This is a genomic window from Psychrobacillus syltrankelensis (assembly GCF_055454035.1).
In genome coordinates this window covers 3,506,352-3,523,687 of record NZ_CM144227.1, presented here as the reverse complement: position 1 = coordinate 3,523,687, position 17,336 = coordinate 3,506,352, and the positions used below count along the sequence as shown (strand labels likewise).

Sequence of the window (17,336 nt, the reverse complement as noted above, 5' to 3'; positions counted from 1 at the left end):
CCTAAAAAGGCTTTACTGACTATTGAACTAGCCTGCCTCTTTAGACCGAAAAGAAAAATCGACATTTAGATAATCCAGTACATCTTTTTTTATAAACGGTTCAACTTTCTTCAAATCGGTACGACTTGCTTAAAAACAGTTTAACTTTGTTTCAACCCGACATCGGAAATATCTTATTACAGTTTGGTCGAACTATCTTCAAGGTTTCAGCTCTTATATCTTTACAAGCAATGAATATAATGTTTTTAACAACTGTGAGGCATCATAAATCCAACCTTCTATTGCCCGAGCCGAGCCTTTAGTTGTTCTAAGGACTTTCATTCTGAAGGTCCTTTTTATGTTTAATCAAGTCCAGTTTGTTTCGAACTGCGCAATAATATATTTATTAAGATCATGCCTTTTAATCGAACACTTATTCGTGTATATTCAAAACATACTAATAAAAGGAGTGAAATTTTTGAACTCAGTTGAATTAATTATTTTAAATTTTATCGAAGTACGAAGAAGAAGTATTAAGGTTTGGACAGCTATTCCCCAAGAAAAACTACAATGGAAACCGGATGACGAAGCAATGACTAGTCTAGAAATGATTAGGCACGTTCTAGAAAGTGAACATTATTACCATCTAGCAATCCAAAATAAGGGCAGTCTGTCAGTGTTTGATTCTCCTTTCGAAAAACAGCCTTTTACCACTGTGAATGCCGAATTAGAATTTGCCGAACCTTATAGAAATCGGTTCTTAGAAACAATTAGGTTATTTTCTGAAAAAGATTTAGCCAATATTAAAATTGACCGCTCTGATGTAGGCTACATAAGAGACTTGGGTGATATGTTGTTAAGAGTTGCTTATCATGAATCTATCCATACTGGCCAACTGCTTGATTACTTAAGAACAGCGGGCATTCCAAGACCCTCAGTTTGGGATTAATTTATCTCACAGGTGTTATCACTTAGGTGGTACACCTATACTTTTTATACCGTACAGTTGTGTCTACTACGACGCTTTATGGTCGAACTTTGCAATATGATTTGACGAACAGATGATTCATTTGTTACAATCTCCTCAACAAATAGGAAAAGGATGAGGACGATGGTTCGTCGTTTGAAACGGTTTAAGAATGTTGCTACGGCATTAAGCTTCTAAGTAAAAAATTGATTTATACTACTTAGAAGCGAGGGAAAAAAAATGAAACAACATCGATTTAACCACTGGTCTGAAATTAAGTATTTAAAAGATATTGTCACCAACCCAATGATTGAAGTAGGTGAATACTCCTACTACTCTGGTTATTACGATAATCATGATTTTGAAGATGGGTGTGTTAGATACTTATGGGGAGATGAAAAATCAAAAAATTTATTTAACCCCATCGAAGACCATGGTTGGCATTTAGATAAATTGATTATAGGAAATTACGTATGCATTGCAAGTGGTGTAATTATTTTAATGGGTGGAAATCATAATCATCATTCTGAATGGATTACCGTCTATCCGTTTGTGGAGCAAATTGAAACTTCTTACAAACCAAAAGGGGATACAATCATCGAAAATGATGTCTGGATTGGCATGAATGCAATGATTATGCCCGGTGTGACAATAGGTGAAGGTGCCATTGTTGCGGCTGGATCGGTTGTTGCAAAAGATGTTCCACCATATACGATAGTAGGAGGCAACCCTGCTAAAGAGATAAAGAAACGATTTACAGACAAAGAAATCGAAAAGTTGAAGGAAATGCGTTGGTTCGATTGGGAACGTGAGAAAATTGAATGTGCCAGTCATATCTTGTCCAGTTCTTCTATCAACCAATTATATGATTTTTATCAAAGGGAAATTAAACCATAACGGATTTTTAAATCATCTCATAGAATAAATACGAATAATTTTAATAACCCATAGTCTCTTCTTAATAGCTAATTAAGAAGGGGCTTTTTTTAGAGTGAAAACTCATCACTGCACAGTTTTTGTCAATCCTACATAAAACCTCAAGTTCAACTAAACTGCTTGGAATCAATCTGAAAAGCCATGTCTTTTGCTTTTACAAAATCACATTTATGTATCAGTTCATGATACTTCATCGATAATACCCCCTTATTTAAGTTACTCAAAATCTAAAAAATTTCATTATTTATTATAGCCTTCTTGCACTAACCTCCGTTTGTTGAATAAATAAAGTTAGCTATAAAATTTATTCACCTGGCATATAGCCAATTACTTTATTGTTTTTAGGATCAACAAATATTAATGGTGATGCTACTGCATCTTCTAAACTAACAATCAATATCTCTTTTCCATTATAAGATGCATCTAAAGTTTTATAGTGATCATCAGCAATTGTTTTCTTTACTGTTGCATTACTCCAATTATCTTTTAAGTAATTATGACCCCAACCCTGTTCTACTATAAAATCCCATACAATTTCTCTAACGCTTTCATAATTTTCATTATCCAAGGTATTACCTGAACTGTTATCATTCGAACAACCAACAACCAGCAATAATGACAACACCGATATTGTTAAATATAAAATTTTTAATTTCATATTCAATACTCTCCTCTTTTAATGGCCTTTATAAATACGCTGACATAGCTACTAAATACTCGATAATTAAATCCTCTTTTTATCTGTGGCCATCTTTTCTAGCTTGTATGTATCCATAATATGCACAAGTTCCATTGGTGGATAAATCCTTTACCTCGAATCCGCATCTCTCATAAAAGCTAAAATTATTAGATGAAGTATGAGCGAACCAATCACCATGTGGAAGTTTTTGAACACATAACTCTACAAGCTTTTGACCAATACCCTTACCACGATATGGAGATAGTACTACTAAATCCATTATGTTAGCTGCCATTATCTGGTCCGATATTACTCTAACCATACCAATCATTTTTTCCTTATCCCACACAGTAAAAGCCCACGTTGAGTTTTCAAAAATAAGGGTAAACTTTTCTTTCTGCCAATCTGGTATATTTCTAACCCAACCTGCATCCTTAAACAGATATTCAACATAATCTGCGGGGATCCCTTTTGTTCCCTCTCTAATAACAAGTCCATTAAAATACTGATACATAGATGTATTCCCCCATAAGATTTTATATAATGACTCTAATATTCTTCCGAGAAGCTAAAAACAAGTTATTTGTGTTAGAAAAGCTTTTTCCATGCCGCTCCTCAAACTAATTTTTTATTTCGTTTAAATACGCTAAAAGGTATCAAGTAGATTAAATAAATGAGGATGCATGTTACTAGAATTGCTATCACTATATTTAGCGTGTTTGGTTTTCCTAGTGTCATTTGAAGTAACTGATCATATGTAGGTATCCTTAGCCATATAAGTATTCCATTCATAATAGGAACACTAACTCCAACTACAATACCTAAAATGAAAAATGGACTGTATTTCTTCTTCACTAATTTTCCCCCTTCAACCAAAATTATTTAAGAACTATCTTATTTTGAGTAGTATTCTTTCTTAATTTATAAAGAAATAAAAAACCAACGAAAAGCATTGCTATTCCAAATTGTAAATACCATCCATCATAAGAAAGGTAAATAACAAGCTCCCAAAAGTTTTTAGGACCAGAATTTTCACCTGAAGTAGTATATGGAAAATTAATTACATAAGGAATTAAGCCAATTAAAATGCCCATTACACCGAATATCACTAATAAAACACCAACTAGTTTTTTTATAAAATTACCTCCCAATAAATTTCCATGAATACTGATATATTCTATAGAGATGGGTGTTATTCCTTTTTCATCAAACCTCTCCTACATATTGACATGTACTCTTTCTGTTAGATAATTTCATTTCTATGTTCGTACTTCATCTAGATAATGTTTAGTCAAAAATTCATCTAAAATAACTTTATGACTTTTAACAATATTCTTTGGCAAATCATTTGGATAAAAGAACTCAAACTTAATAGATTCAGACTTATCTATGTTTAATTCCCCTTTGAACCCCTCCGTATAATAAGCAACTGTAACAACGTAAAATTCATCGCCATTTTCAGCTTTTATATAGTTTTGTGGTCCTGAATAAACATTTATTAGATTGAGCTTATCGACTGTTAGACCAGTCTCCTCAAAAATTTCCCTTCTGGCAACATCTTCTGTGGATTCTCCTAATTCCATTAAACCTCCAGTTATTCCCCAATAACCATGCGGAAACTTTCGTTGTTGCATTAATAACCTGCCCATTTCATCGATGATAACAGTAACAGCACCTACAAATATTAATGGTCTATGACCTACTATTTTCCTTAAATCTTCTATGTATCCCATAATGCAAGCCTCCTAGACCACAGTTTTCTTTTTAGATTAGAACTATCAAGCAAGTTGGAACAATTAGAACCTGTTCTTCCCCTCTTGCTCAATTTCTGTTTGAATCATCAATTTCTGAGTTTAATGTACTCTCCCACCAAACATCTTTATTTCCTTCTAAATATTTTTTTATTAGAGCCCTAAATGGATATGGCTGTAGGTTTTTAGTATCCAATTCATCCCCATTACACCAGAAAAACTTAAGATGAGATTCGCTTGAATTCGGATTATAACTTGTACTTAATTCATCGCTTTTCAATTCAAATACCTGGTTTATTTCGCAATTTAATATACCTTTTTTCTCCAACTTATGTTCCACTAGTCGAAGAAAACTAACCACACTACATTTAATACCTATTTCTTCTCCGATCTCTCTTATCAATGCATCTTATGCACTTTCACCAAATTCAATATGTCCACCAGGTAAAAAGGTATTTGTATGTCCTGTGGCTTGTGCAATTAAAACTTTATTATTTTGTAGAAAGACCGCTCTTGCTAAATGATGAAACTGGTTTGGCATTGAATTCTCTCCTATCAACAGGATTTATTTCAATCTTCTTTTCTACTTATATTGCATATCAGTTAAAAAGTTCCTTGGATTAACTACGTTCATATTTTTTCCATTTTTTATAATTGTACGCTAGTTGTAAAAAGGCAATAAACAAAGTAACCATTATTAAAATTAGATTCCACATAATATTTAGTTCTCCATAAAGATATATAACAATAAGTCCAACAAAAATTATAGGAAAAGTCCATAGTGTTCGAATCGTCTTTCTTCTATAACTTAATTTAAAATAAGGAAATACAAATCCCTTATCCAACTTTTCATTGTCTTTGTAAATAACCAATAATACAATACTAACAATCAAGCTAATAATCATAAAAACGATGAAATAAAGCAATATTGTCATAATTCTCTACCTCTCTTTGTTCTTGTAGGATGGTAACTTGTTAGCAACAAGATAAATTATTTCTCCTAAAATAGAAAAGTTTATATTTCTTCCTCACTTAAAATTAAAGTCGCAAATGCAAAAACGCTCTTATTAATTTTTGATCTTATTAAAATACAATGAGCTAATTGATGATCAATTGCATAATCGGCATATTCTTCTGCATTGTGAGAGGGTTCAAAAGTGAAGGTAGCTATTCCTTGTTCCATTACCTTTACTACAGTTGGAACCATTTCATATTCAGAAATAATATTCCCTTTTCCATCTAATAGGTAATCATAGATTTCGTAGTTCTTCGTACTAAAGTTTTGAGCCTGTATTTGAATTTGTTCACCATAAATAACGCTTGGTAGTTCATCAAATCGCTTACCCACCATGAAGTATTGAATATTCTTCTCGATTTGAGCTTCATCCTCGTTATATCGATCACCATAATAAATCGGAGTTAATTGTACAGAACCGCTTGAAAGGTGAATTGCAGGTTCCTCAGTACCTTCTTGGCATGCACATAATAAGAACAAACTAATCATGAAACACCAAAATACCCCAAATCTCTTTTTCATTTTCATAAGTGACTTCCCCCTATTTTATTGAAATTGAAAGGATGAAATAAACTAGTCCTACACTCATTTCAGTTAGAATAACCTTGCGACTTTGTTTATGAAAGTAACTTTCGATTCCATCCATAATAGAGAAAACACCTGCTATTACTAAGACATATCTCAGAAAGTACATATTTAAATCATTGAATAATGTCATTATCAAAAATGTAAACATTGCAACAAGCATTGCTGCTCTTAGAATAACAATTGGTTTTGCGCTCTTTTTTCTCGTAACTTTTTCAAAAAATAATCCCATAAATTACCCTCACCTGAACTGTTATTTTTTTTAATAAACTAGAAAAGCCAAACAGTTCACTATAATACGTTTGTATAAGTTGAAAAGTTTCATATTTGGTAAATATTCCTTGATAATATGAAAAGTACAATTCTCCTTTAAGTCATCTAGTCTTCCCACTTTCCCTGTTAAATGCTTTCAAAAAAAAACACTATAGCTTTGCTTTCTCACTATGAAGAAAACAAGACTATAATGTTTCAATTTAAAATTTAAAACTAAAATTATCTGGATCTGCTCCAGTACGCTCATTCAAGTTTAGTGCATCGATATTTTTCATATCTTCAAACGATAATTCAAAATCGAATACATTCAGATTTTCAGCAATTCTAGCAGGTGTCACTGATTTTGGAATAACGACTAAATCATGTTGTAAGTGCCAGCGAATGATTGTTTGAGCTGGCGATTTTCCGTATTTTTCGCTAATTCGTTGCAATGTCGGTTCGTTTAGTAACCCACCTCTTGCAAGTGGTGACCATGAAGTAACTGCAATTCCTTGTTCATTGCAATATTCTCTTAGGTCAAATTGGGTTAACCGAGGATGACATTCGATTTGATTGACCATTGGTTTAATATTTGCTTTTGCTGCAATTGCTTCTAGATGGTGTTGATGATGATTAGAGACACCAGTTGCACGGATTAGCTTCTCTTCATATAAACGTTCAATTGCCCGGTACGTATCTATGAAAGTCTCTTTTACTGGCCAATGCGTTAAATATAAATCTATGTAATCGAGTCCTAATAATTCCAATGACTTTTCAAATGCTTTTAACGTCTGGTCATACCCTTGATCTTTATTCCATACTTTTGTTGTAATGAAAAGATTTTCTCGTGGAATGGATGAATTTCGTACCGCCTCTCCAACTTGTTGCTCATTTGCATAAAGAGAAGCTGTATCGACATGACGATAACCATTATCCAAAGCTGTTGAAATTGCTTGTAATGCTATATCTGGCTCTGTCATTTTATATACACCTAAACCAATACGTGGCATTTCTACCCCATTTGCCAACTGTTTTGTAGAATCCTTATGTAATTTCATTGAACTCATCCTTTCTTATGAGAAAAACGACTGAAATGAATCAGTCGTTTTTTCTTTGCTTCATGGAAGAAGTATCGTCTGATTGCGCTGGGTCTGATACCCGATTATCTAATTCCAAACCATTATCATCTCTCAGCTTCTCCATTTGCTTTCCTAACTGTTTCACTTCTTCCATATTTGTTGCCATCGAACCGTTTTCTGGACCATTTTTCAAATTGCTCATTTAAAAAATCACTCCTTTTCTATATCCTAGTAGAATAAAACGATTGATGCAACTTTGAAAAGAACGATTTTAGACATAATTTCACTTTCCCGCAATATTTCTTTTTAATAATAAATAGGGTATACTTAGTACAGAATATATTAGAGGAGGAGCTCAATATGAATCTTATCCTTATTCTTGGTGTTATCGTAGCGTTCCTTGTTGCAATTTTTAAAGCAGGATACGAAGACAAACCAGGTGCATCTGACAAGTAATAATACTAAGAACGGACAAGTCTAAAAAGACATGTCCGTTTTTTTAATGTAAATTAGGATAATCTTGCTGACGTAACGCTTCATAAATAAGTATCGCCGCTGTATTTGATAAATTCAATGAACGAATATTATCATTCATCGGGATTCTTAAAGCACGATCTGGATGTGCATCGATAAACTCACGAGGTAACCCTTTTGTTTCACGTCCAAAAATAAAGAAATGATCTTTTTCCACATCACTAAAATCATATGTTGTATGTGGTTTCGCCCCAAACTTTGTTATTAAATAATATTCACCTTTCGGATGTGCCGCAAAAAAATCATCTAATCCATCGTAATATGTGATATCGACATGCTCCCAATAATCGAGTCCTGCACGTTTTAACATTTTATCATCTGTTGAAAATCCGAGCGGTCGAATTAGATGTAATTTTGATCCTGTTCCTGCGCATGTTCTAGCAATATTCCCAGTATTTGCGGGGATTTCTGGTTGATATAATACTATATTAATACTCAACTATTCCACTTCCTATTTCTCTAATGTGTAAAACTGTAGACCTTTTCGTATTTCTTCTATTACTTCTTCTACTTTTTCGTTTTGTTCAGCTCTTCTCAGTGCATCCAATCCCTCAACAGTGTGAATCTTTCCAATTGCCCAAGCAGCAGTCCCACGAATAACCGGACGAGTATCATTTTCCATTAGCTCGATTAATGTTGGTACGGCAGAAACTTCCTTGAAATGGGCAAGCGCAATAATAGCATTACGCTGAATAGGATTCTTTCCTCTCCAGGCTCCGGACATATGCCCATACGTTTCTTTAAACGTTCGATTAGTCATACTCAATAATGGTAGTAATAATGGCTTTACAAGCTCTGGGTCAGGCTTAAACGCTTCCTGATGTAAATTAGCTTTCCCTTTATTTTTCGGACAAATGGTCTGACATGTATCACATCCATAAATTCGATTCCCTATTTTAGCTCGAAACTCATCTGGAACCATTGTTTTCGTTTGCGTTATAAAAGCAATACAACGCTGTGCATTCAATTGCCCACCTTCTATTAGTGCCCCTGTCGGACAAATATCTAGGCAAAGTGTACAATCCCCACACTGCTCCTCCATCTGCTCACTTGGTGCAAAAGGAATAGATGTAATCATCTCACCTAAATACACATAAGATCCAAATTCAGGAGTAATGATAGCACAGTTTTTAGCACTCCAACCTATTCCGGCACGTTCTGCTACAGCTCGATCCGATAATTCACCTGTATCTACCATAGAACGCAACCTTGCATCAGGTATATGTGTTAATATAAATAATTCTAATTGGGCAAGTTTTTCACGTAAAACAGTATGATAATCCATTCCCCAGGAAGCTCTTGCAAAAATCCCACGTCTTGCCCCTACTTTGCTAGAAGGTGCATCTTTCATTTTAGCAGGATAAGCAATGGCAATTGAAATAATACTTTCCGCATCAGAAAGTAAAAGATCTGGATGCGATCTTTTTTCTATATCTGGTTCTTCAAAACCAGAAGCAAACCCAAGCTCCTGTTGTCGAATTAATCTATTTTTTAATTCATGAAATGGAGAAGCAGAAGTAAAACCAATTTTATCAATTCCAATGGATGCAGCATATTCAATTAGTTTTTCTTGAAATTGGTTGATATTCACAATTGTTCCCCTTTCTTATGCTAAACTAAAGAAAATATTGTGTTAGGATGGTCGATATGATTGTAAAACTAGATGATTCTTTATTGCAAATTGATCCTACTATTAAAATAGGCATTATTCATTATACCAAAATTGTTGTTTCCTCTTCTCCTCAAATGCTTAAGGGACGTCTTCAATTATTTCAAGAGCAACTTTTCTTTGAATTGGAAGAAAAGTCTGTAACAGAATTTGAGGGGATTAAAGAATGGCGATCATTATGGAAAAAACTAGGTGCAGATCCTAACCGTTACCGTCCTTCTGTTGAAGCATTGTATCGACGAATTGCAAAACAAAATTATATCACACCAATGCATTCCGCTGTTGACCTAAATAATTTCTTTTCCATGCGATATGAAATACCGATGGGAATTTATGATTTAGAAAAGATTCAAGGGGATATTACTATTTCACTTGGCAGTGAGGAAATGAAGTATGAAGGGTTAAATGGGAGAGAGAATAAATTACAACATATACTTACTTTAAAGGATAAGCTCGGTCCATTCGGTAGCCCATTTGTTGATTCTGTAAGAACTGCTGTAACCGAAGATACGTCAAATGCTTTACAAATTGTTTTTCTACGACCTTCTAGCGATTTAGAAGATAGTCGCAAACTAGTTGAATCGATGGGCGCAATGTTTACCCAAATTCATGGAGGAGTTGCGCTCTCTACTATTATAAACGATGACAATAAAGAATGGAGGTTATAAATGATGGCAAATATCTCATTAGCAGAAGCTGTAAAATTAAAAAGTCTCTTATTAAAAAGAGTACATGAACTAGAAGAAGAAATTATTCGAGTAGCTTTCACAATTATAGAAAAGGATACTATTCCTGAAGTGGGACCTAGAACAGTATCAGTTGTGGACAACGAAATAACTGGAACGAGAAAAGATATACGTACGCTCGATAAACTCATTTATGAAGCAAACATCAGCAATACAGTACTGTTTAAAGACAAAGATTATACAATTGTAGAAGCAATAGAACTAGCTACGCAAATGCGTGCACAAGCAAGGATATACAAGCAATTGGGTGCTTCTGAGAAACAACGAGTCCAATATGGATATGGGGAAGGTGCTACCTATGTCCAAGTTGCTCTATTCAACCCTGAGGAATATAGGTTAAACGCATTGCAATACGAAAAAGATGCAAATAAATTATCAGGAATTATCAATGCAAAAAACTACTCCGTAAGCATTCCTTTTGATGATGCAAAGTATGCATAATCCTTGGTAAGGTGAGACTCCTTGCCAAGGCATAGTTAGGAAATCAATTTCAAAATGATTAGACAAACCAATGACCTCTAACTTTTCACTTTGTTACTAATGACTAATGACTATCTTTTGCAAACGTCAACCAATTAGTTTACTTTTTGGTTTCCTACTATGAAAAACGCTCCTTTCCACTTTTGTGGGGGAGCGTTTTAATATATAAAATTATGAGTTTAACAATTATATTTAATATCTCAAACGAGGTTTTAATAACAACTGTTGCGAGTACATACAATAAGTTATTAGCGAATTCTCGGACCTTATATTCATAAAAAGAAAGGATGGGAATACTGGATTTTCAGAAACTAGCCTTAGCAATTAAAAGTATTATTGGTATGTTTGTACTCGTGTATGGAACTGCTATTTTATTTAAATTGTATTTTGGGGAATATTTAATGGTCGATGGGTTAGGTGATTTGAATTATTTATTTCTTTTCATATTATGCGCTGTCCCCTTTGTGTTAGGCGTTATAGGCGAAAATAGTGTCAACCTGACTTTAATGAGTGGTTTATTCTTTGGTACTCTTTTTATACTCGTCCACGGTGCTCTTATTTTCTCTGTACTTGAAATGACTCCAGAAATATTAGCTAGAATTTTAACTGTAATTCCTATAAGCGCACTTCTAATAGTAGTTGTGTCTTATTTTGTTATTAATAATGAGAAAAAATTTATAAGCTAAAACATCCTCGCCTGCCTATACTATTAGGTATGCGAGGATGTTTTATTATTCTAATTTTTAAATAAACTTGTTTGCTCTCCGTCAATAATGAGCTTCCAAGTTCCATGCTCCTTCAATGTAATTTTCCCTTTATAATAGTAAATATCCTGTGAGCTTCTAGCATCAATATTAAATCCCTCTCCTTGAAAAATAGTCTCTTGTTTAATATTCCCTTTATCATCAAGTAGTTGGACTTCTATTTGCTCCTTCTCGCCGATTGTACTCTCTATATATAATTCAAATTCTTCACCAACTGGGATTTCCTTTGGAGAATCAAGTAATGTATAATGCTCTGTTTTAGGGAAAGGTGGGAATACGTTAATAGTAAATTGCTCCAGCATTTCATCTTCAATCAAAAAAGATAACTGCCATTCCCCCTCATTTGGAAATGGGACAAAGCTCGTTAATGTATGAGCATCCTCGCTGTATAAGCCAGCCGAAAGAATCCCTCGAGACAGTTCAATTTTTTCCCCTTTTTTATTCTCTGCTTCAACCAAGTAATTCTTACCAACGAGCTTATTTGGATCTCCCCAAAAATATAGCATTATCTTTGATCCTCTTCTCATGTCTTCTGCAACAAATTGCTCCTTAAAAACAAGAATTCCTATCTTTCCTTCTACTCCTACTACTTCTTGATCTCTGTCTGGTAAAGTAAAAACTGTACCCATCTGTGCGCTTAGTTTGTTATTATCCTCATACGTTAAAAGAAGAAAGAAAAGAATAGAACAGATACCTATGACTGCGATAATCGGAGTTAGGATGAAAGTTTTCTTTTTTCTTAAGGAATGTAAAACTTTCTCTCGTTGTTCAATCTCAAGTGAATATTTAGGAAGTTTTTTTAACTCCTCTTGCAGTTTATTAAAATCCTCCATGTTCATACCCCTCCTTCTCCAACATTATCTTCAATTTTTTTAACGAACGGTGATACAGTACATTTATGTTGTTCTCGTTACTTTTCATAATGCTACTTACTTCTTTGGATGACATATCCAAAATCCCTCTAAGAATAATTACTTCTTTATAATTAGCTGGAAGGCTATTAATAGCTTTATATAAAAAAGTATTTTGCTGATTTAGAAGAATACGCTGATCCATATCAAACAAGAAAAATTGTTCGTGAAAAAAGAGGTGCCTCAATTTTTTCCAGACACGGTTCCTACGATAGTGATCAATTACCATATTTCTTGCAATAGATATTAACCAAGTTTTCGGATGTGCCTTTTCGTTAAATCTTGAAATTTTGTTCAATGCACGAAGAAAGGTTTCTTGTACTAGATCTTCCACATCCATTGATCCAGTATAGTACACTAGAAAGCTTGTAATATCTCTTTCGTATAAATCAAACCATTCTTCTATCAAATTCCTCTCCAAGGGATCCCCCCTTCCTTTACAAATTAGACGATCGTATTTCTTTTATCTTACATGAAATTTTGAATAAATAAAAAATCAACCATATCAAATGTAATGGTTGATTTTTTGTTTCTTACTATTTAATTAATACGCACGCCCGAACCAAACTGTATGTTTTGATTCTTTTCCACAATTAATACATGTAGCCTTTTCAACTGGTGGATTAAATGGAATATTACGTGTTGTAAATTTAGTCTCTTCTTTCACATGTTCCTCACAAGAATCGTCGCCACACCATCCCGCAAGAATCCAACCTGGAATTTCTCCCTTTTCAGTCGAGTCCGTAAGATGTTGTTTTAATTGGTCTAATGAATCCACATTTGTATGTGAATGCAGATCACGGAATGCACGAGCTTTTTCTAGTAAACGTGTTTGCATTGATGTTAGCTCTACTTCAATACGCTCCACTAGATTAGGAATGTCTACAGATTCTTTATCACTCTCATCACGTGCTTTAAGTAGTGCTTGGTTGTTTTCTAAATCACGAGGTCCTAATTCAACACGAACTGGAACACCTTTTAGCTCCCACTCATTAAATTTGTAACCTGGAGACTGATCTGAGTCATCTAAACGTACACGAATACCTTTTGCTTTTAACTCAGCATAGATTTCATCTAATTTTTCCATTATAGCAGGATTCTTTTTCCAAGGTCCTACTGGTATTAATACAACTTGTGTTGGAGCAACACGTGGTGGTAAAACAAGTCCTTGCTCATCACCATGGACCATAATTACAGAACCGATTAAACGAGTAGAAGTACCCCATGATGTAGTATGCACGTGCTCATGCTTGTTTTCTTTATTTAAATATTTTATATCAAATGCTTCTGCAAATTTTGTTCCTAAGTAATGAGAAGTACCAGCTTGAACAGCTTTTCCATCCTTCATCATTGCTTCAATCGAAAACGTATCTACAGCCCCTGCAAAGCGTTCAGAAGGTGTCTTTTGACCATCGTATACTGGAATTGCCAAAAGCTCTTCAACAACCTCTTTATAGATGTTAAGCATTTGCATTGTTTCTTTACGTGCATCCTCTTCATCGACATGAGCAGTATGTCCTTCCTGCCATAAAAATTCAGAAGTACGAATGAAAGGAAGAGTCTTCTTTTCCCAACGGAACACGTTTGCCCATTGGTTAATTAATACTGGTAGATCACGATAACTTTTAATCCAATCCGAATACAAATGACCAATCATCGTTTCAGAAGTTGGGCGAAGTGCTAAACGCTCTTCTAGTTTTTCACCAGCTGCTTCTGTTACCCATGGTAGCTCTGGAGCAAATCCTTCAATATGATCTTTTTCTTTTTGGAAGAAAGATTCAGGAATAAGCATTGGGAAATAAGCATTACGATGTCCAGTTTCTTTAAAACGTCTGTTCATTTCATCTTGAATATGTTCCCATATTTCAAAGCCATCCGGTTTAAACGCAATACACCCACGAACTGGTGTGTAATCCATTAGATCCGCCTTTTGAATTGTGTCGATATACCATTTTGTAAAATCATTTTGTTGTGTAGACATCTACTTTTCCTCCTTTAAAATAAAAAAAGTGTAAAAACTCCCCTATAAAAAGGGCGTCTTTACACTGGATAGACACGGTACCACCTTTAATTAGTCCGTCAATTTAACGAACTATCTCAAACGTTGGATAACGACAACGAAACGGTTATGTTTGCATAACATCTCCGTGGTAGGTTTCAACAAGAAGCGGTGATATAGCTCTCAGCAAGCTGCTATATTTTCTGTCTCACAATTCTTATTTACTTGATCACATCGCAGATTGTATATACCTAATAATATACCAAATAGTCGAAGTTAATACAATCTGAATCTTATGGTGCTGTTTTTTTATATGTGTACTTTCCTATTACTCAAAAGAATGACTATATGGCGAATAGTGAAAAATTTTCTCAAAACCATTTAAACACAATTCTTTTTGAGTGAACTTTCTTCCTTACCCATTTCATAATATATAGTCTTTGCTTTTTTATATGCTTCTACTTTTGATGAAGCATATACATCTATAATTTTTCCATCCATAATGAAGTTATATTTTTTTATCATCTTTAGTTCCTCCAATTTCTCTGCTATTAAATTATATTTTATTGTTAACCCATCCAGTAAATCACTTTCACCAAGCTAACATATATATTAGTATTTTCCCTTACTTCTTCTTAATGAAACTTAAAATTTATAAATAGTTCTCCAAGACTAAATAGGAACAAATTAATAAACTGTAAAAGGCCAGCAACTTCATATACGCTGCTTCGACTTACTTAATTTGCACCTGTTTAAAATCGAGATTGCTATTTTTACTGCCTACTAACGAAAAAAAGACCTCTAATAAGTGTTAGAAGTTTTGATGAGTATGACTTTAGGTCATATCTGGAATACTGGTAGAGTTCGGGCATTATTTGTCGCTTCCATATAAAAGACACTACCTTCCATAGGAAGTTGGTGGTTTTGCATATTTGTGCAAAAAATTGAAAATTAATCGTTAGAACCTAATTTCAAAAACAAAATATGAAATGAAAAAAGCTTACAAACGTTTGTACATCAACGCTTGTAAGCTTTTTATTGAATACCGGTGGTCGGGGTCGAACCGACACATCCAGAGGATACGGGATTTTGAGTCCCGCGCGTCTGCCAATTCCGCCACACCGGCAAAATAAAAGACATGTTATTATTATAAAAATTGGAGGCGGCAACCGGATTTGAACCGGTGATAAAGGTGTTGCAGACCTGTGCCTTACCACTTGGCTATGCCGCCATTTAATAGTTGGAGCGGAAGACGAGGTTCGAACTCGCGACCCCCACCTTGGCAAGGTGGTGTTCTACCACTGAACTACTTCCGCAAAAAAACTGGGGTACCTGGATTCGAACCAGGGCATGACGGAATCAAAATCCGTTGCCTTACCGCTTGGCTATACCCCAATGGGGCGATCGAGGGGAATTGAACCCCCGAGTGTCGGAATCACAATCCGATGCGTTAACCACTTCGCCACGACCGCCACAAATAAAAAAAAGCTAACTAATTAGGAATATGGGGCGACTGATGGGAATTGAACCCACGAATGTCGGAATCACAATCCGATGCGTTAACCACTTCGCCACAACCGCCATTATTCAAGTTAACTGTAAATTTGGCAGGGGCAGTAGGAATCGAACCCACATCAAAGGTTTTGGAGACCTCTATTCTACCGTTAAACTATGCCCCTAAAATAAAAATGGTGGAGGGGGGCGGATTCGAACCGCCGAACCCTAAGGAACGGATTTACAGTCCGTCGTGTTTAGCCACTTCACTACCCCTCCACTAAACAGTGGTGCCGGAGAAAGGACTTGAACCCTCAACCTACTGATTACAAGTCAGTTGCTCTACCAGTTGAGCTACTCCGGCTTAAAAATGGTGGCTCAGGACGGAATCGAACCGCCGACACAAGGATTTTCAGTCCTTTGCTCTACCGACTGAGCTACTGAGCCTACTTCGATTTACGCTAAGCGTCGCATCTCTTCGTCAGCTGCACTCGCTCTCTCAGTCACGTACTTAGGTACGCTCCTTCTTTCGCTCGATTGCTTCCTTGATCTGCTTGCTAATCCTAAATCTCTATTCGATTTGCGCTAAGCTTCGAATCTCTTTGTCAGCTTCATTCGTTCAATCAGTCACGTACTCAGGTACGCTCCTTCCTTCACTCAATCGCTTCCTCGACCTTCTCGCTTATCTCAAATCTCTAAAAAATGGCGGTCCCGACCGGGATCGAACCGGCGATCTCCTGCGTGACAGGCAGGCATGTTAACCGCTACACCACGGGACCATTTGGTTGCGGGGACAGGATTTGAACCTGTGACCTTCGGGTTATGAGCCCGACGAGCTACCGAACTGCTCCACCCCGCGACAATAATATACTTACTAATTAAGTTTTCTAAAACTTAATGGTGGAGGATGACGGGCTCGAACCGCCGACCCTCTGCTTGTAAGGCAGATGCTCTCCCAGCTGAGCTAATCCTCCTGGGTAAAATCATAATAAGCTGCGCATTTCTGCGTTAACTTCATTCGTTCAATTAGTTTCTTACCTAATTAAGTACTTTGAAAATGGTGACCCCTACGGGATTCGAACCCGTGTTACCGCCGTGAAAGGGCGGTGTCTTAACCGCTTGACCAAGGGGCCATTATTATGTAATAAGAGAGTAAATATCTGGCGGAGAGCAAGGGATTTGAACCCTTGAGACAGTGTTACCCGCCTACACGATTTCCAATCGTGCTCCTTCGGCCACTCGGACAGCTCTCCAAAAATGGCTCCGAAGGTAGGACTCGAACCTACGACCAATCGGTTAACAGCCGATTGCTCTACCACTGAGCTACTTCGGAATATTATTACGCCTAGCGACGTCCTACTCTCACAGGGGGAAACCCCCAACTACCATCGGCGATGAAGAGCTTAACTTCCGTGTTCGGTATGGGAACGGGTGTGACCTCTTCTCCATCATCACTAGACATATTAACTTGAAAGACAAGATTAATTATACCATAA

23 protein-coding genes, 16 tRNA genes and 1 rRNA gene are annotated in these 17,336 nt (G+C 35.6%); 5 read left to right on the top strand and 35 right to left on the bottom strand.

Going from position 1 to position 17,336, the window contains the following annotated elements:
* Positions 1 to 457 precede the first annotated feature (457 nt).
* On the top strand, positions 458 to 928 hold the full coding sequence (locus ACTSKG_RS17350; RefSeq protein WP_464755778.1) for a DinB family protein: 471 nt from the start codon (positions 458 to 460) through the stop codon (positions 926 to 928).
* A 258-nt stretch (positions 929 to 1,186) separates the two neighbouring features.
* Complete coding sequence (locus ACTSKG_RS17345) at positions 1,187 to 1,843, top strand: CatB-related O-acetyltransferase (protein ID WP_464755777.1); 657 nt, start codon at positions 1,187 to 1,189, stop codon at positions 1,841 to 1,843.
* A 343-nt stretch (positions 1,844 to 2,186) separates the two neighbouring features.
* Here ACTSKG_RS17345 and ACTSKG_RS17340 read toward each other — a convergent pair whose 3' ends face one another.
* From ACTSKG_RS17340 to queG, 14 genes are all read right to left on the bottom strand, one after another.
* Positions 2,187 to 2,540: a hypothetical protein gene (locus ACTSKG_RS17340; RefSeq protein WP_464755776.1), complete on the bottom strand. Its 354-nt coding sequence runs from the start codon at positions 2,538 to 2,540 to the stop codon at positions 2,187 to 2,189.
* Between the two features lie 79 nt (positions 2,541 to 2,619).
* The gene (locus ACTSKG_RS17335) at positions 2,620 to 3,075 is read right to left on the bottom strand and encodes a GNAT family N-acetyltransferase (protein WP_464755775.1); all 456 of its coding nucleotides are present in this window, start codon (positions 3,073 to 3,075) and stop codon (positions 2,620 to 2,622) included.
* Positions 3,076 to 3,176: 101 nt separating this feature from the next.
* The gene (locus tag ACTSKG_RS17330; protein WP_464755774.1) at positions 3,177 to 3,416 is read right to left on the bottom strand and encodes a hypothetical protein; all 240 of its coding nucleotides are present in this window, start codon (positions 3,414 to 3,416) and stop codon (positions 3,177 to 3,179) included.
* 23 nt (positions 3,417 to 3,439) lie between these two features.
* Positions 3,440 to 3,670, bottom strand: coding sequence for a hypothetical protein (locus ACTSKG_RS17325; RefSeq protein ID WP_464755773.1), 231 nt, complete (start codon positions 3,668 to 3,670; stop codon positions 3,440 to 3,442).
* A 150-nt stretch (positions 3,671 to 3,820) separates the two neighbouring features.
* Positions 3,821 to 4,294 carry an NUDIX hydrolase gene (locus ACTSKG_RS17320; protein WP_464755771.1) on the bottom strand — a complete coding sequence of 158 codons (474 nt, stop codon included), beginning with the start codon at positions 4,292 to 4,294 and terminating at the stop codon, positions 3,821 to 3,823.
* 88 nt (positions 4,295 to 4,382) lie between these two features.
* Complete coding sequence (locus tag ACTSKG_RS17315; protein WP_464755770.1) at positions 4,383 to 4,640, bottom strand: NUDIX hydrolase; 258 nt, start codon at positions 4,638 to 4,640, stop codon at positions 4,383 to 4,385.
* Positions 4,641 to 4,721: 81 nt separating this feature from the next.
* Complete coding sequence (locus ACTSKG_RS17310; protein WP_464755769.1) at positions 4,722 to 4,853, bottom strand: NUDIX domain-containing protein; 132 nt, start codon at positions 4,851 to 4,853, stop codon at positions 4,722 to 4,724.
* A gap of 79 nt (positions 4,854 to 4,932) precedes the next feature.
* Entirely contained in the window at positions 4,933 to 5,247 is a 315-nt protein-coding gene (locus tag ACTSKG_RS17305; protein WP_464755768.1) for a hypothetical protein, read from the bottom strand.
* An 80-nt stretch (positions 5,248 to 5,327) separates the two neighbouring features.
* Positions 5,328 to 5,855, bottom strand: a complete 528-nt coding sequence (locus tag ACTSKG_RS17300; protein ID WP_464755767.1) for a hypothetical protein — start codon at positions 5,853 to 5,855, stop codon at positions 5,328 to 5,330.
* 13 nt (positions 5,856 to 5,868) lie between these two features.
* Positions 5,869 to 6,144 carry a hypothetical protein gene (locus tag ACTSKG_RS17295; RefSeq protein WP_464755766.1) on the bottom strand — a complete coding sequence of 92 codons (276 nt, stop codon included), beginning with the start codon at positions 6,142 to 6,144 and terminating at the stop codon, positions 5,869 to 5,871.
* A gap of 241 nt (positions 6,145 to 6,385) precedes the next feature.
* Positions 6,386 to 7,222 (bottom strand): aldo/keto reductase, encoded by an 837-nt coding sequence (locus ACTSKG_RS17290; protein WP_464755765.1) that lies wholly within the window; start codon positions 7,220 to 7,222, stop codon positions 6,386 to 6,388.
* A 40-nt stretch (positions 7,223 to 7,262) separates the two neighbouring features.
* Entirely contained in the window at positions 7,263 to 7,445 is a 183-nt protein-coding gene (locus ACTSKG_RS17285; RefSeq protein WP_464755764.1) for a multidrug ABC transporter ATPase, read from the bottom strand.
* 297 nt (positions 7,446 to 7,742) lie between these two features.
* Positions 7,743 to 8,216, bottom strand: a complete 474-nt coding sequence (gene trmL, locus ACTSKG_RS17280) for a tRNA (uridine(34)/cytosine(34)/5-carboxymethylaminomethyluridine(34)-2'-O)-methyltransferase TrmL (RefSeq protein ID WP_464755763.1) — start codon at positions 8,214 to 8,216, stop codon at positions 7,743 to 7,745.
* Positions 8,217 to 8,228: 12 nt separating this feature from the next.
* A complete protein-coding gene (queG, locus tag ACTSKG_RS17275; RefSeq protein WP_464755762.1) occupies positions 8,229 to 9,368 on the bottom strand; it encodes a tRNA epoxyqueuosine(34) reductase QueG in 1,140 nt (379 codons plus the stop codon).
* A 56-nt stretch (positions 9,369 to 9,424) separates the two neighbouring features.
* Between queG and ACTSKG_RS17270 the strand changes: the two genes are divergently transcribed.
* The 3 genes from ACTSKG_RS17270 (at position 9,425) to ACTSKG_RS17260 (ending at position 11,358) form a co-directional block, all read left to right on the top strand.
* Positions 9,425 to 10,114, top strand: a complete 690-nt coding sequence (locus ACTSKG_RS17270) for a B3/B4 domain-containing protein (protein ID WP_464755761.1) — start codon at positions 9,425 to 9,427, stop codon at positions 10,112 to 10,114.
* Positions 10,115 to 10,117: 3 nt separating this feature from the next.
* A complete protein-coding gene (locus tag ACTSKG_RS17265) occupies positions 10,118 to 10,633 on the top strand; it encodes a hypothetical protein (RefSeq protein ID WP_464758055.1) in 516 nt (171 codons plus the stop codon).
* Positions 10,634 to 10,959: 326 nt separating this feature from the next.
* Positions 10,960 to 11,358 (top strand): hypothetical protein, encoded by a 399-nt coding sequence (locus ACTSKG_RS17260; RefSeq protein WP_464755760.1) that lies wholly within the window; start codon positions 10,960 to 10,962, stop codon positions 11,356 to 11,358.
* Positions 11,359 to 11,408: 50 nt separating this feature from the next.
* Here the strand turns inward: ACTSKG_RS17260 and ACTSKG_RS17255 are convergent, their stop codons facing one another.
* The 21 genes from ACTSKG_RS17255 to rrf form a co-directional block, all read right to left on the bottom strand.
* Complete coding sequence (locus ACTSKG_RS17255; protein ID WP_464755759.1) at positions 11,409 to 12,269, bottom strand: hypothetical protein; 861 nt, start codon at positions 12,267 to 12,269, stop codon at positions 11,409 to 11,411.
* Positions 12,256 to 12,768 (bottom strand): RNA polymerase sigma factor, encoded by a 513-nt coding sequence (locus ACTSKG_RS17250; RefSeq protein WP_464755758.1) that lies wholly within the window; start codon positions 12,766 to 12,768, stop codon positions 12,256 to 12,258. Before ACTSKG_RS17250 ends, ACTSKG_RS17255 begins: the two co-directional genes overlap by 14 nt.
* 123 nt (positions 12,769 to 12,891) lie before the next feature.
* On the bottom strand, positions 12,892 to 14,328 hold the full coding sequence (proS, locus tag ACTSKG_RS17245; protein ID WP_464755757.1) for a proline--tRNA ligase: 1,437 nt from the start codon (positions 14,326 to 14,328) through the stop codon (positions 12,892 to 12,894).
* A gap of 399 nt (positions 14,329 to 14,727) precedes the next feature.
* Complete coding sequence (locus ACTSKG_RS17240) at positions 14,728 to 14,871, bottom strand: hypothetical protein (RefSeq protein ID WP_464755756.1); 144 nt, start codon at positions 14,869 to 14,871, stop codon at positions 14,728 to 14,730.
* Positions 14,872 to 15,389: 518 nt separating this feature from the next.
* A tRNA-Leu gene (locus ACTSKG_RS17235) sits at positions 15,390 to 15,472 on the bottom strand.
* A 31-nt stretch (positions 15,473 to 15,503) separates the two neighbouring features.
* A tRNA-Cys gene (locus tag ACTSKG_RS17230) sits at positions 15,504 to 15,577 on the bottom strand.
* A gap of 10 nt (positions 15,578 to 15,587) precedes the next feature.
* Positions 15,588 to 15,662, bottom strand: a tRNA-Gly gene (locus ACTSKG_RS17225).
* A 7-nt stretch (positions 15,663 to 15,669) separates the two neighbouring features.
* A tRNA-Gln gene (locus tag ACTSKG_RS17220) sits at positions 15,670 to 15,741 on the bottom strand.
* Between the two features lies 1 nt (position 15,742).
* Positions 15,743 to 15,818: transfer RNA gene (locus tag ACTSKG_RS17215), tRNA-His, on the bottom strand.
* A 33-nt stretch (positions 15,819 to 15,851) separates the two neighbouring features.
* A tRNA-His gene (locus ACTSKG_RS17210) sits at positions 15,852 to 15,927 on the bottom strand.
* Positions 15,928 to 15,951: 24 nt separating this feature from the next.
* Positions 15,952 to 16,025 (bottom strand) — tRNA-Trp (locus tag ACTSKG_RS17205).
* 10 nt (positions 16,026 to 16,035) lie between these two features.
* Positions 16,036 to 16,119 (bottom strand) — tRNA-Tyr (locus ACTSKG_RS17200).
* A 9-nt stretch (positions 16,120 to 16,128) separates the two neighbouring features.
* Positions 16,129 to 16,204: transfer RNA gene (locus ACTSKG_RS17195), tRNA-Thr, on the bottom strand.
* 7 nt (positions 16,205 to 16,211) lie between these two features.
* Positions 16,212 to 16,287, bottom strand: a tRNA-Phe gene (locus ACTSKG_RS17190).
* 256 nt (positions 16,288 to 16,543) lie between these two features.
* Positions 16,544 to 16,619, bottom strand: a tRNA-Asp gene (locus ACTSKG_RS17185).
* Between the two features lie 3 nt (positions 16,620 to 16,622).
* Positions 16,623 to 16,699 (bottom strand) — tRNA-Met (locus ACTSKG_RS17180).
* A gap of 39 nt (positions 16,700 to 16,738) precedes the next feature.
* Positions 16,739 to 16,814, bottom strand: a tRNA-Val gene (locus ACTSKG_RS17175).
* 84 nt (positions 16,815 to 16,898) lie between these two features.
* A tRNA-Glu gene (locus ACTSKG_RS17170) sits at positions 16,899 to 16,973 on the bottom strand.
* Positions 16,974 to 17,001: 28 nt separating this feature from the next.
* Positions 17,002 to 17,093: transfer RNA gene (locus tag ACTSKG_RS17165), tRNA-Ser, on the bottom strand.
* 5 nt (positions 17,094 to 17,098) lie between these two features.
* Positions 17,099 to 17,173, bottom strand: a tRNA-Asn gene (locus tag ACTSKG_RS17160).
* Between the two features lie 10 nt (positions 17,174 to 17,183).
* Positions 17,184 to 17,299: ribosomal RNA gene (gene rrf / locus ACTSKG_RS17155) — 5S ribosomal RNA — on the bottom strand.
* Positions 17,300 to 17,336: the final 37 nt, after the last annotated feature.